At 60.0% G+C, this 13,170-nt stretch carries 8 protein-coding genes; 2 read left to right on the top strand and 6 right to left on the bottom strand.

The window, feature by feature from the left end:
- Positions 1-592: 592 nt before the first annotated feature.
- The 5 genes from BFL40_RS14815 to tpx all read right to left on the bottom strand — a co-directional run bounded on the left by BFL40_RS14815 (position 593) and on the right by tpx (position 10,291).
- The gene (locus BFL40_RS14815; RefSeq protein ID WP_071484706.1) at positions 593-2,056 is read right to left on the bottom strand and encodes an efflux transporter outer membrane subunit; all 1,464 of its coding nucleotides are present in this window, start codon (positions 2,054-2,056) and stop codon (positions 593-595) included.
- Complete coding sequence (locus BFL40_RS14810; protein ID WP_071484705.1) at positions 2,053-5,160, bottom strand: efflux RND transporter permease subunit; 3,108 nt, start codon at positions 5,158-5,160, stop codon at positions 2,053-2,055. The genes BFL40_RS14815 and BFL40_RS14810 overlap by 4 nt, the downstream gene beginning before the upstream one ends.
- Positions 5,157-8,258, bottom strand: a complete 3,102-nt coding sequence (locus BFL40_RS14805; RefSeq protein ID WP_071484704.1) for an MdtB/MuxB family multidrug efflux RND transporter permease subunit — start codon at positions 8,256-8,258, stop codon at positions 5,157-5,159. Before BFL40_RS14805 ends, BFL40_RS14810 begins: the two co-directional genes overlap by 4 nt.
- The gene (locus tag BFL40_RS14800; RefSeq protein WP_071484703.1) at positions 8,255-9,559 is read right to left on the bottom strand and encodes an MdtA/MuxA family multidrug efflux RND transporter periplasmic adaptor subunit; all 1,305 of its coding nucleotides are present in this window, start codon (positions 9,557-9,559) and stop codon (positions 8,255-8,257) included. Before BFL40_RS14800 ends, BFL40_RS14805 begins: the two co-directional genes overlap by 4 nt.
- A 231-nt stretch (positions 9,560-9,790) precedes the next feature.
- The gene (tpx, locus tag BFL40_RS14795) at positions 9,791-10,291 is read right to left on the bottom strand and encodes a thiol peroxidase (protein WP_071484702.1); all 501 of its coding nucleotides are present in this window, start codon (positions 10,289-10,291) and stop codon (positions 9,791-9,793) included.
- 158 nt (positions 10,292-10,449) lie between these two features.
- Here tpx and BFL40_RS14790 point away from each other — a divergent pair, with 158 nt between their 5' ends.
- On the top strand, positions 10,450-11,739 hold the full coding sequence (locus BFL40_RS14790; RefSeq protein WP_071484701.1) for a glycosyltransferase: 1,290 nt from the start codon (positions 10,450-10,452) through the stop codon (positions 11,737-11,739).
- Positions 11,740-11,811: 72 nt separating this feature from the next.
- The gene (locus BFL40_RS14785; protein WP_071484700.1) at positions 11,812-12,717 is read left to right on the top strand and encodes an AraC family transcriptional regulator; all 906 of its coding nucleotides are present in this window, start codon (positions 11,812-11,814) and stop codon (positions 12,715-12,717) included.
- Positions 12,718-12,949: 232 nt separating this feature from the next.
- Here the strand turns inward: BFL40_RS14785 and BFL40_RS34215 are convergent.
- On the bottom strand, positions 12,950-13,170 hold a 221-nt coding region (locus BFL40_RS34215; RefSeq protein ID WP_218158182.1), incomplete at its 5' end, for a hypothetical protein.

The following is a 13,170-nucleotide window of genomic DNA, read 5'->3' as shown; positions in this document are numbered from 1 at the left end:
GCGATGGGCCATCCCTGGCCCAGCGCGGCTAAACCGGCATCCTTGCCGGTTTACCCGCTCCACCGTGCCTACTTGCGGCCAGCGTGGTTTAACGGGGCGCCTAAGATCAAAATCAAAAGCAAAAGCACGGCGGCCTGAAAGCCGACCTGAGTGGTGTAGATCAAAAGCGGTCGAATAATGTGGGAGCTCCATACATCAGGGAGACTGCAATCTGCCCTGCTTCTGATCTGGCTCTTGATCCACACCACTCAGGTCGGCTTTCAGGCCGCCGTGCTCTGCTTTTGATCTGCTTGTGATCTTGATCTCAGGCGCCCCATTAACCACGCTGGCCGCACGCAGGCTTGAATCCGTGGGTAACCCGGCAGGACGCCGGGTTAGCCGCGATGGGCCAGGGATGGCCCATCACGGCGGCCCACGGATTCAAGCCGGAGTGCGGGCACACCGAGCCTAGGCGAGGTGCCGAGTGGTGGGGCAAGAGCCTTTTGCTTACTTTGGGCTGGGCCGGCATTCCGGCTTTTCCAAAGTGAGTCGCCGTAAGGGCGAAACCATAAGTAGTCGTTACCGCAGCAACGGATATACCCCCAACCAAAAACTACTCCTTAACCTCCAGGTGCCCATCCCACCCCCCACCCAACGCCGCAATCAGTTGCACACTCGCCACCAACCGCGTCTGCAACAAGGTCAACACCGTACGCTCATTACTCAGCGCCGTGGCCTGCACAGTCACCACATCCAGATAAGCAATCAACCCAGCTTTATATTGGTTCTGCGTCAACCGCAACGACTCGCGCGCCGCATCCAGCGCTTCATTGCTGACCACCGCCTCATCCTCCAGCACCTTCAACTGCACCATGTAGTTTTCCACTTCACGGAACCCATCCAGCACAGTCTGGCGATACTTGGCCACGGTCTCGTCATAGGTGGCCACGGTACGATCAACCTCTGCCGAACGCTGACCTCCGTCGAACAACGTCATCGCCACCTTGGGCCCAACCGACCAGAAGCGGTTCGGCAAGCTGATCCAATTGGCGTAAGTGCTACTGGAATAACCGCCCGCCAGGCTCAGGGTCAAATCCGGGTAGTAGGCCGCCTTGGCCACGCCAATATTGGCGTTGGCCGCAATCACCGAACGTTCGGCCGAAGCAATATCCGGTCGACGCTCAAGCAGCTGCGACGGTACGCTCACCGGAATTTGCGGCAGTGCGGGAATGTCCTTGCTCACAGCCAGATTGAAATTGGCTGGCGCCTCGCCGATCAATACGGCAATCGCATTCTCCAACTGGGCACGCTGCCAGATCAGGTCGATCAGGCTGGCCTGGGTGGTCTTGAGCTGGGTTTGTGCCTGGGCGATCGCTGCTTTGTCGGAAACGCCCGCGCGGTATTGGTTTTCAGTCATTTGCAGCGAGCGCTGGTAAGTGTCCAGCGTGGCTTGCAACAAGCGGGTCTGTTCATCCATGACGCGCAGCTGCAGGTAGTCCTGCACCAGTTCCGATTGCTGGCTCAAGCGCATCGCCGCCAGGTCCGCCGAGCTGGCGTCGGCCGTAGCCTCATTGGCTTCAAGGCCACGGCGCAATTTGCCCCACACATCCGCCTCCCAACTCACGCCCAACTGCGTGTTGAGCGTGTCGCGAATACCGCTGCTGGAGCTGCTGAGGCTGGCACTGCTGCTGCCGGTACCTTGGCTGGCGCGGGTTTTCCCGGCACTCAAGTCCACCGTTGGGAAAAACGCACCTCGGGCGCTGCGCACCTGGGCCTGGGCCTGGCGAAAGCGCGCTTCAGCCTGGGCCACGGTCTGGTTTGAGTTATTCAGGCGCACCACCAGGTCATTGAGCTGGCGATCACCATACAACTCCCACCAGGCGCCGCGGGCCAGGGAATCGCTCGGCGTAGCCGGGCGCCAGCCCTGGGCTTCCTTGAATTGTGCGGGCTCGGTGACTTGCGGGCGCTTGTAATCGGGGCCGATGGCGCAGGCGCTGAGCAATGCCCCACACAGCAACAGGCCGACGACGCGGGAACCACGGGGCATGGCCAATTTGGCAAACGTTGAATCGGTCATAGCGCAGTGTCCAAGGCAGCATCGGTACGCACGCCGCGCCAGGCGTTGAAGCGATGGCGGGCGCGGTCGAGATAGAGGTAAACCACCGGGGTGGTGTAAAGGGTCAGGACTTGGCTGAACACCAGGCCACCGATAATGGTCAGGCCCAGGGGCTGACGCATTTCCGCACCGTCACCCGCGCCTAGCAGCAACGGCAGAGCACCGAGGATGGCGGCGAGTGTGGTCATCAGAATCGGCCGCAGCCGCAACAGGCAGGCGCTGCGAATCGACTCCAGCGGGCTCATGCCGTCGTGACGCTCAAGCTGCAGCGCCAGGTCGATCATCAAGATCGCGTTTTTCTTCACCACCCCGATCAGCAGGAACAGCCCCAGCAGGGAAATCAGACTGAACTCACCCCCCAGCAAGTAGATCGAGAGCAACGCACCGACACCGGCAGACGGCAAGGTCGAGAGGATGGTCAGCGGGTGAATGTAGCTTTCGTACAAAATGCCCAACACCAGGTACACCGCCACCAGCGCGCCAAGGATCATGAACGGCTGGCCCTTCTGGGTCGCCGCAAACGCATCGGCGGTGCCGGCCATCTTGGCGATCACGTCTTCGGGCAAACCGACCTTGGCAATCGCCCGCTCAATGGCGGCCGTGCCCTGCTCCACCGTCACGCCGGGAGACATGTCGAAGGCAATGTTTTCCGAGGCGAACTGGCCTTCATGGCTGACGCGGTCATTCGCCAGGCTGTTCTCGTAGTGGGCAATGGTCGACAACGGCACCCGCGCGCCGGTGGAGGTGATCACCTGCATCTGGTTCAGGGTGATAGGGTCCTGGGCGTATTTCGGATTGACCTCCATCACCACCTGATACTGGTTGAGGCTGTCGTAGATGGTCGAGATCTGCCGCTGGCTGTAGGCGTTGTTCAGCACCGCCGTGACCATGTTCATGTCGATACCAAGCCGCTTGGCCTGGTCGCGGTCGACCACCAGCGTCACCTGCGCCGCCCCTCGCCCCTCGCGGGCATCAATGGCGGTCAGCTCCGGCAACTCGCGAAAGGCGGCAACCACTTTCGGGTACCACAGGCGCAACGCGGCCAAGTCACCGCTTTGCAGAATGTAGGAATACTGCGCACTGGTCTGGTCGCGGCTGCCACCAAATTGCAGGTCCTGGTCGGCCATCAGGAACAGCCGCCCGCCCGGCACCAGCGGAACGTCCTTGCGCAGGCGCTCGATCACCGCCTGGGCCGAGATCTTGCGCTTGGCGATGGGCTTGAGGCGCACCAGCATCACCGCGTTGTTAGTGCCGTTGTTACCGCCAATAAAACCGGCCACGCTGAGCACCGCCGGGTCCTTGAGGACCGCTTTGCGGAAGATCTCCATCTTCGGCTGCATGATCCCGAAAGACAGCCCGTCGTCGCCACGCACAAAGCCGATCAACTGGCCGGTGTCCTGCTGCGGCATGAAGGTTTTTGGCACCACCACGTACAGCGCAATGTTCACGCCCACGGTAATCAACAGGCTGAGCAGAGTCAGGCGTCGATGGCGCAGCACCCAGTCCAGGCTGGTGGCATAGACCGCGACCATGCGCTCGTTGACCTTATGACTCCAGCGCTGCAAGCCGGTCATATGGCCTTTGACATGGGGCTTTAACCAGCGGGCGCAGAGCATCGGAGTCAAGGTCAGCGACACGATCAGCGAGACGATGATCGCCGCCGATAAGGTGATCGAGAATTCACGGAACAGGTTGGTGACGATCCCCCCCATAAACAGGATCGACAGGAACACCGCCACCAGCGACACGTTCATCGACAGCAAGGTAAAGCCGACTTCCTTGGCCCCCAGGTACGCCGCCTTCATCGGCGGCACGCCGTCGTCGATATGCCGGGAGATGTTCTCCAACACCACAATGGCGTCGTCCACCACCAAGCCAGTGGCCAGGATCAGCGCCATCAGCGAGAAGTTGTTCAACGAGAAGCCGAACAGGTACATCACCGCAAAGGTGCCCACCAACGACACCGGCACCGCCAGGGTCGGGATCAGCGAGGCGCGGAAATTACCCAGAAACAGGTACACCACCAGCACGACAAGAGCGACGGCAATCAGCAAGGTCATCTCGGCTTCGTGCAAGGTGGCAGTGATCACCGGCGAGCGGTCCATGGCCAGGTTGAGTTTGACGCTGCTCGGCAGCACCGCCTGCAACGCCGGCAACTGGGCCTTGATCTGCCTGACGGTCTCGATGATGTTGGCGCCGGACTGGCGGTTGATCACCAGCAGCACCGCCGAATCGTTATTGAAAAAGCCGCTGTTGTAGCGGTCTTCCACGCCGTCGCTGATCTTCGCCACATCGCCCAGGCGCAGGGCTGCGCCATTTTGGTAACGGATCAGCAGCGGTTCGTAGTCCTTGGCTTTTTCCAGTTGGTCGTTAGCCTGGATCTGCCAGTTGCGTTCGCTGTCTTCCAGGGAGCCCTTGGGCCGACGCTGGTTGGCGTTGGCAATGGTGTTACGGACATCGTCCAGGGCTACGCCGTACTGGTCGAGAGCCTTGGGTTCCAGTTCGATACGCACAGCCGGCAAGGAGCTGCCGCCGATCTGCACTTCGCCCACACCCGGTACCTGGGACAAGCTTTGCGAGAGAATGGTCGAGGCCAGGTCGTACAGCTCGCCCTTTTGCAACACGTCGGAAGTCAGCGACAGCACCATGATTGGCGCCTGGGACGGGTTGATTTTCTTGTAGGTGGGCATGCTGCGCATGCCGCTCGGCAGCAAGTTGCGCGAGGCGTTGATCGCCGCCTGCACTTCCCGCGCCGCGCCATTTATATCCCGGTCAGAGTCAAACGCCAGGATCACCCGCGTGGAGCCCTGACTCGACGAACTGCTCATCGTAGTGATGCCGGAAATCGCGCCGAAGGAGCGCTCCAACGGCGTGGCCACGGTCGACGCCATCACCTCGGGGCTGGCGCCGGGCAAGCTGGCCGACACCACGATCACCGGGAAATCGATCTGCGGCAACGGCGACACCGGCAACAGGTTAAAGCTGACCCCGCCAAGCAACATGATCGCCAGGCTCAGCAGCATGGTCGCTACCGGGCGGCGAATAAAAGGTCCGGACAGGTTCATGACTCAACCGGCTCCAGGCTTTGCGGCTCTTTGCGCCAGCGACGGCCAAGACGGTCGAAGTACAGGTAGATCACCGGCGTGGTGAACAGGGTCAACACCTGGCTCACCAGCAAACCGCCGACCATCACCAGGCCCAAAGGCTGGCGCAGTTCAGCGCCGGAACCGGTGGCCAGCATCAACGGCACCGCGCCGAACAATGCGGCCAGGGTGGTCATCAGGATCGGCCGAAAGCGTAACAACGCCGCCTGATAGATCGCCGTCTGCGGATCAAGGCCTTGGTTGCGTTCGGCGTCGAGGGCGAAGTCGATCATCATGATCGCGTTCTTCTTGACGATACCGATCAGCAAGATGATGCCGATGATCGCGATCATGCCCAAATCATTACCACTGAGCAGCAACGCCAGCAAAGCCCCCACCGCTGCTGAAGGCAGGGTCGAGAGAATGGTGATCGGATGGATATAGCTCTCATAGAGCACGCCCAGCACGATGTACATCGTAACCACCGCCGCCAGGATCAGCAGCAAGGTGCTCGACAGCGAGGCTTCGAACGCCTGCGCTGCACCCTGGAACTGAGTTTGCACACCCACCGGCATGCCGATGTCTTTCTGAGTCTGGTTGATCAGCTCCACGCCTTTGCCCAGAGCGACGCCAGGGGCCAGGTTGAACGACATCATCACCGCCGGGAACTGGCCGATGTGCGCGATCGCCAACTGTGCCTGACGCTGTTCCACATGGGCCAGGCTCGACAGCCGCACTTGACTGCCGCTGGTGGTTTTCACGTGGATCTGGTTCAGGGCGTCCGGGCCCAGGGTCTCGCCCGATTGAGCCTGCAGCACCACACGGTACTGGCTGGCCTGGGTATAGATAGTGGAAATCTGCCGCTGACCAAAGGCGTCGTACAGCGCATCGGTAATGAGCGACACGCTGACGCCCAGGCGCGAAGCCGCATCGCGGTCAATCACCAGGAACACCTGCAAGCCTTTGTCCTGCAGGTCGCTGGCGACGTCGGTCAGTTCCGGCAATTGGCTGAGGGCGTGCACCAGCTTGTCACTCCACAGCGCCAGCAACTCGGCATCGGGCGACGACATGCTGAACTGGTACTGGGTGCGGCTGACACGGTCTTCGATGGTCAGGTCTTGCACCGGCTGCATAAACAGGCGAATGCCCACTAACTTGTCAATTTGCGGCTGCAAACGCGTGATCACCTGGGCCGCGCTCAAATTGCGCTGGCCATGGGGTTTGAGGTTGATCAGCAAGCGCCCGCTGTTAAGAGTGGCGTTATCGCCGTCCACACCGATGTAGGACGACAGGCTTTCAACGGCAGGATCGGCCAGGATGACCTTCGCCAATTCCTGCTGACGCTGGCTCATGGCGGCAAAGGAAATCGACTGCGGCGCCTCGGAAATACCTTGGATCACCCCGGTGTCCTGCACGGGGAAAAAGCCCTTGGGCACCACCAGATACAGCACCACGGTCAGGCCCAGGGTAGCGATGGCCACCAACAGGGTCAGCGGCTGGTGCTTGAGCACCCACTGCAACTTACGCCCGTAGGCTTCGATCAGCCAATCGATCCAGGCACCGCTGGCCTTATAGAATCGGCCCTGCTCTTCTTCCTTCGGTTCACGCTTGAGCAAGCGTGCGCACATCATCGGCGTCAGGGTCAGGGACACCACCAGGGAAATCAGGATCGCCACCGCCAGGGTAATGGCGAACTCGCGGAACAGCCGCCCCACCACATCAGCCATGAACAGCAACGGGATCAATACCGCGATCAGCGACAGGGTCAGGGAAATCAGGGTGAAACCAATCTGCTTGGCACCCTTGAGTGCCGCGGCCAGCGGCGTCTCGCCTTCCTCGATATAACGGGAAATGTTCTCCAGCATCACGATGGCATCATCCACCACAAAGCCGGTGGCGATGGTCAGGGCCATCAGCGTCAGGTTGTTGATGGAGAAACCCGCCAGGTACATCACGCCAAAGGTGCCGACCAGCGACAGCGGTACGGCGATGGACGGAATAATCGTGGCGCTGACTCGGCGCAAAAACAGAAAGGTCACCATCACCACCAAGGCGATAGCAATCAGCAATTCGTGTTGCACATCGGTAACCGAGGCGCGGATGGTCTGGGTACGGTCGGTGAGCACCGTCACATCCAGACCCGCCGGCAGGTTATCGGTGATGCTCGGCAGCAGCGCCTTGATGCGGTCCACCACTTCGATCACGTTGGCGCCCGGCTGACGCTGGATATTCAACAGCACAGCCTGGTTTTCATTGGCCCAGGCGGCAAGGCGTTCGTTTTCGGCGCCATCGACGATTTGTGCCACATCTTTAAGGCGCAAAGGCGCGCCATTGTTGTAGGCGAGGATCAGGTCGGCGTATTGCTGGGGCGAGACCAACTGATCGTTGGCGTCGAGCATCGACACCCGGGTGGGGCCGTCGAAGTTACCCTTGGGCTGGTTGACGTTGGACGCCGCGATCAAGGTGCGCACGTCCGACAGGTTCAAGCCATTGGCCGCCAAGGCCTCCGGGTTAACCTTGATGCGCACGGCCTGGCGCTGGCCACCGGCGATGCTGACCATGCCGACGCCACTGATCTGGGCAATTTTCTGCGCCATGCGCGTGTCGACCAAGTCATTGAGCTTGGGCAACAGCATGGTCTTGGAAGTGATCGCCAGGGTCAGCACCGGGGTATCCGCCGGGTTGACCTTGTTGTACACCGGCGGTGCCGGCAAATCCTTGGGCAACAGGTTGGTGGCGGCGTTGATCGCGGCTTGAACCTGTTGCTCGGCGACATCCATATTGATATCGAGGTTGAAACGCAGGGTCAGCACCGACGCACCGCCGGAGCTGGTGGACGCCATCTGCGTCAAGCCGGGCATCTGCCCGAACTGGCGCTCGAGTGGAGCGGTGACCGCGCTGGTCATTACGTCCGGACTCGCGCCGGGGTACAGCGTCATCACCCGGATGGTCGGGTAATCCACCTGGGGCAAGGCCGAGACCGGCAGCAAACGATATGAAATGATGCCGGCCAGGACGATGGCCAGCATGCTCAGGGTGGTGGCAACCGGGCGAAGGATAAACAGCCGCGACAGGTTCATGCGCCGACCTTTTGCGCCTTGCCGGCGTTAACGCCGGTCTCCCCTTTTGCGGCTGGCTTGCCTTGCAGGTGCTCGGTCGGGGTGGTCGGTACTTCGCTGCTGTCGTTGACCACTTCGATTTCGCTGCCGTCCTTCAAGCGGTCGGTGCCTTCCAGCACCACACGGTCGCCGGCCACCAGGCCTTCCTTGATCACGGTATTGTCGCCATCGCTATCGCCGATCACCAAGGGCTGCATCTTAACCTTCTTGTCCCCATCGAGCTTGTAGACGAAGGTGCCGTTATTGCCGAACTGAATCGCGGCGGACGGTGCCAGCACCACGTTGTGCAGGGTGTCGGCCAGCAAGTGCACATTGACGAACTGGTTGGGGAACAGCGCCTGATCCTTGTTATCGAAACGGCCTTTGAATTTAAGGGTGCCGGTGGTGACGTCGATTTGGTTATCCAGGCTTTGCAGCACGCCCAAGGCCTGCTGCTTCACGTCGCCACGGTCCCAGGCCTCCACGGGCAGTTTGTTGCCGGCGTGGTAACGGGTGAGCACGGTGTCCAGGGTATTTTCCGGCAGGGTGAAGACCACGCTGATCGGCTGGGTCTGGGTGATTACCGCCAGGAAGGTTGTGTCATTCGCCGCCACCAGGTTACCCACGTCGACTTGACGCAAACCTACGCGGCCGCCGATAGGCGCGCGGATCTTGGTGAATTCGAGGTTGAGCTTGGCGTCGTCTACCGCCCCCTGGTTGGTCTTGACCGTGCCCTGGTATTGCAAAACCAGCGCTTCGGCGGTGTCCAGGGTTTGCTTGGCAATACTGTCCTGGGCGTACAAGCCACGATAACGCTCGACGTCGACCTGAGCGTTTTTCAGTTGCGCCTGGTTCTGCAGCAACGTGCCCTGGGCCTGGAGCAAAGCGTTCTGGTAGCTGCGCGGGTCGATTTCCGCCAGCAGGTCACCGGCCTTGACCATCTGCCCTTCTTCAAAGGCAATCTTCACCAGCTCACCGCCCACCCGGCTGCGTACGTTAATGGTATTGAGCGCGGTCACCGTGCCCAAGGCCTTGTAGTACACAGGGAACTCACCCAGCACCGCCGGAGCCACACGCACCGGAATCGGGCCGGTGGAGCCACCAAAGCCTGGGCGCGTCATCCCCGATTTGCCGGCACGCCCGGCCGGTTTCTGCGCGGTAGCCTCCTTGTGGCTGCCAGGCCAGAACTTCCAGCACAGGCCGGCGATCACCAGCAGCACGAGCAGGCCGAACAGCCAGCGGCGGGAATTACGGGGGGAGGATTGCATGGATTGATCAACCATTGGGCGCGAGAGCTTCTTCTTTGGGAGGCTGAAAGATAAGCACTGGGGCGCATTAAGAAAAGCGCCTTTACCGGCTATTTACCTTGGACTTACAACTTTTAACTTCTGACCTTAGTCCATTCGCTATTTAGCTAAGCATCTGAACGACAAATAAAAACGGCCTGGACTAGGCCAGGCCGCAATCATGCATCATGCGTGTTACTGCAAAACGACAGTAATGCGCAGAAACAGTTACTTCAAAACAGCCAGGGCTGCTTCGTAGTTAGGCTCGTGGCCGATTTCGGAAACCAGCTCGCTGTGCAGCACTTTGTCATGTTCATCCAGCACCACTACGGCACGGGCGGTCAGGTTGCGCAGCGGCCCATCAACGATGTTCACGCCGTAGTCTTCAGAGAACGCCGCGCTGCGGAAGTCCGACAGGTTCTTCACGTTTTCCAGGCCTTCAGAACCGCAGAAGCGCGCCTGGGCAAATGGCAGATCCGAAGAGATGCACAGCACAACGGTATTGGCCACATCATTGGCCTGAGCGTTGAACTTGCGAACCGAAGTGGCGCAAGTCGGCGTGTCGACGCTTGGGAAGATGTTCAGTACTTTGCGCTTGCCGGCAAAGGTAGCCAGGGTTGCATCCGACAGATCGCCGGCAGTCAGGGTGAAGTCTGGGGCCTGGGTACCGGCTTTCGGCAGTTCGCCTTCAACCTGGACAGGGTTACCGCGTAGGGTGACTTGAGCCATGAACAGAATCCTTATGCTGGGTTTAATGAAACGAATTCGAGAGGCGGAAGTTAACCACAAAGTACCGTCGCTACCTACCGCCGAACACAAATTGTCATGCCACGCGGTTGTGGTTTAATTGCGCGCTTTTCGCCCGCCCGCCAAGGAACTCGTTGTAGATGAATCAGCCCACCACCAAAGTCCTGGTCATTGGTTACGTCTGGCCGGAGCCCCGCTCCTCGGCTGCCGGCGGGCACATGATGCAGATTCTTCAAAGCTTTCTGGACCAAGGTTGGGACATCACGTTCAGCAGCCCGGCCGCGCTGGGCGAACACAAGGCCGATCTGCCGGCGCTGGGGATCACCGAATGCGCTATCGAGCTCAATAACAGCAGTTTTGATGATTTTATCCGCGAACTGGCGCCGGATATCGTGTTGTTCGACCGTTTCATGATGGAAGAGCAATTCGGCTGGCGTGTGGAAAAGTACTGCCCCGATGCCCTGCGTGTGCTGGAAACCTGCGACCTGCAAAGCCTGCGCGACGCCCGTCACCAGCGCCTCAAGGACCGTATCAAGGCGCACCCCGACAGCGATGATTTCAACGCGCTGTTTGCGCCGGCACTGGAGGAAGAATTCCAGCTGATGGCCGACACCGATGTGGCCAAACGCGAAATCGCGGCGATTTACCGCTGTGATATCAGCCTGATGATCTCCGATGTCGAAGCCCGCCTGCTCACCGAACAGTTCAAGGTGCCCGCCGCCCTGCTCCACTGGTGCCCATTAATGATGGAACCACCGACCGCGCCCTTCGCCCCCTTTGAAGACCGCGCCCACTTCCTCAGCATCGGCAACTTCCGCCACGCGCCCAACTGGGATGCAGTGCTCTGGATGAAAAACAGCCTCTGGCCGCTGATCCGCCAACAATTGCCGGGCGCCCAACTGCATATCTACGGCTCCTACACTCCGCCCAAGGCCACCGCCCTGCACAACCCGGCGCAAGGCTTTCATGTAATGAACTGGGCCGAAGACGCACTGCAAGTGATGACCGCCGCGCGTATCTGCCTGGCGCCTCTGCGCTTCGGCGCAGGGATCAAGGGCAAGCTGGCGGATGCGATGCTCTGCGGCACGCCCAATATCACCACGCCCATTGGCGCCGAAGGCATGGGCGATGAGCGGCCGTGGCCGGGTGTAATCGAACAAAGCGCCGCCGCCTTGGCCTCCGCGGCCGTGGCTCTGTATCAAGACCGTGAGCGCTGGACCCAGGCCCAGGAAATCGGCCGTCAGCTGCTTGCCCGCCGCTACGATCAAACCGTCCACGGCCCAGCCCTTGTGGACTGTCTGGAGCGTTGCCGCAGTGACCTCGACGCCCATCGTCGCCGCAACTTCACCGGCAGCATGCTGCGTCACCACGCGCATAAAAGCACCCAGTACATGTCCCAATGGATCGAAGCGAAAAACCGCGTGCTTTAAACACCGACGCTGGCGAGGTCGCGCGCAAGGGGGCATTATCCTTGGCAGCAACCACAATAAAGCGACGGCAGCATGACCCGAGCAGCGCGAATCACCGACCCTTCCTACGAGCTGATGGACGACCATAACGGCCTGTCCATCATCTATCGCCAACATGGCTTCCCCTGCCCGCTGGTGCGCTGGCATTTCCACAAGGAATACGAGCTGCACTTGATCGTCGCCAGCTCCGGCAAGGTGTTTATCGGTGACTACATCGGCAACTTCTACCCGGAAAGCCTGTTTCTTACCGGCCCCAACCTGCCCCACAACTGGATCAGCCAGGTGGAGGAAGACGAGGTGGTGCCCAAGCGCGACATGCTGGTGAACTTCACCGATGAGTTGCTTGAGGGTGGCAGCCAGATCTTTACTGAACTCAAGGCACTCGCGCCGCTGCTGGAACGGGCGCAGTACGGTATCGAGTTTCGCTGTAAGCGCACGATTGCCCAGGCGATGACATTGATGCAACGGATTGAGGATGCCCAGGGCATGGCGCGACTGGGGCACTTCTTTATTTTGTTGGAAGTGTTGAGTGCGTGTGAGGATTATCAACTGCTGTCGGGGGTGACGACACCGCAGTTGGCGGATGAACACAGCATTGATCGGACTAACCGGGCGGTGGATTACATTTTTGCGCATTACGCGCGGGAGTTGTCGCTGGAAGAAGTGGCGGAGTATTTGGGGATGAAGCCGACTTATTTCTCGCGGGTGTTTAAGCAGGCGACCGGGCGTACGTTTATCGAGTTTGTTAATCGGCTGCGGATTAGTAAGTCATGCGAGTTGTTGGCTGACGGTGACAAAGCGGTGACGGATGTGTGCTTTGAGTCGGGGTTTAATAATATTTCGAATTTTAATCGCAGGTTTCAACAGTTGAAGGGGATGACGCCTTCGCATTATCGGCGGTTGGCGGTGCAGCGGTTGACTGAGCAGAATTTGGCTTGATTGGGGGCATATCCGTTATTTGGGTAACGGCTGAAATGGGTTCCGCCCTTACGGCGGGTCACTTTTGAAAGAGCCCAAAAGTAACCAAAAGGCTCTTGCCCCACCACTCGGCACCTCGCTGTGGCTCGGTGTGCCCGAACGAAGGCACGGCTGCGCGGGTCGCCGCGATGGGCCATCCCTGGCCCAGCGCGGCTAAACCGGCATCCTTGCCGGTTTACCCGCTCCACCGTGCCTACTTGCGGCCAGCGTGGTTAATGGGGCGCCTAAGATCAAAATCAACAGCACGGCGGCCTGAAAGCCGACCTGAGTGGTGTAGATCAAAAGCGGTAAAACAAGCGAGCAAGCCCACATTTGGATCTCCATTCACCAGATAGATATCACTCTGCTCTTGATCTGGCTTTTGCTTCACACCACTCAGGTCGGCTTTCAGGCCGCCGTGCTCTGCTTTTGATC

Origin of the sequence: Pseudomonas costantinii, from assembly GCF_001870435.1 — a bacterium.
GTDB classification, from domain to species: Bacteria; Pseudomonadota; Gammaproteobacteria; order Pseudomonadales; family Pseudomonadaceae; genus Aquipseudomonas; species Aquipseudomonas costantinii.
The sequence above is the reverse complement of the archived record's forward strand: the minus strand, read 5'-3'. Positions and strand labels throughout refer to the sequence as shown.

What these genes read in the sequence shown, in the direction of transcription:
- BFL40_RS14800 (WP_071484703.1), bottom strand. Translation starts at nt 9,559, where the DNA reads ATGGTTGATCAATCCATGCAATCCTCCCCCCGTAATTCCCGCCGCTGG.
- BFL40_RS14810 (WP_071484705.1), bottom strand. Translation starts at nt 5,160, where the DNA reads ATGAACCTGTCCGGACCTTTTATTCGCCGCCCGGTAGCGACCATGCTG.
- BFL40_RS14815 (WP_071484706.1), bottom strand. Translation starts at nt 2,056, where the DNA reads ATGACCGATTCAACGTTTGCCAAATTGGCCATGCCCCGTGGTTCCCGC.
- BFL40_RS14790 (WP_071484701.1), top strand. Translation starts at nt 10,450, where the DNA reads ATGAATCAGCCCACCACCAAAGTCCTGGTCATTGGTTACGTCTGGCCG.
- BFL40_RS14785 (WP_071484700.1), top strand. Translation starts at nt 11,812, where the DNA reads ATGACCCGAGCAGCGCGAATCACCGACCCTTCCTACGAGCTGATGGAC.
- BFL40_RS14805 (WP_071484704.1), bottom strand. Translation starts at nt 8,258, where the DNA reads ATGAACCTGTCGCGGCTGTTTATCCTTCGCCCGGTTGCCACCACCCTG.
- tpx (WP_071484702.1), bottom strand. Translation starts at nt 10,291, where the DNA reads ATGGCTCAAGTCACCCTACGCGGTAACCCTGTCCAGGTTGAAGGCGAA.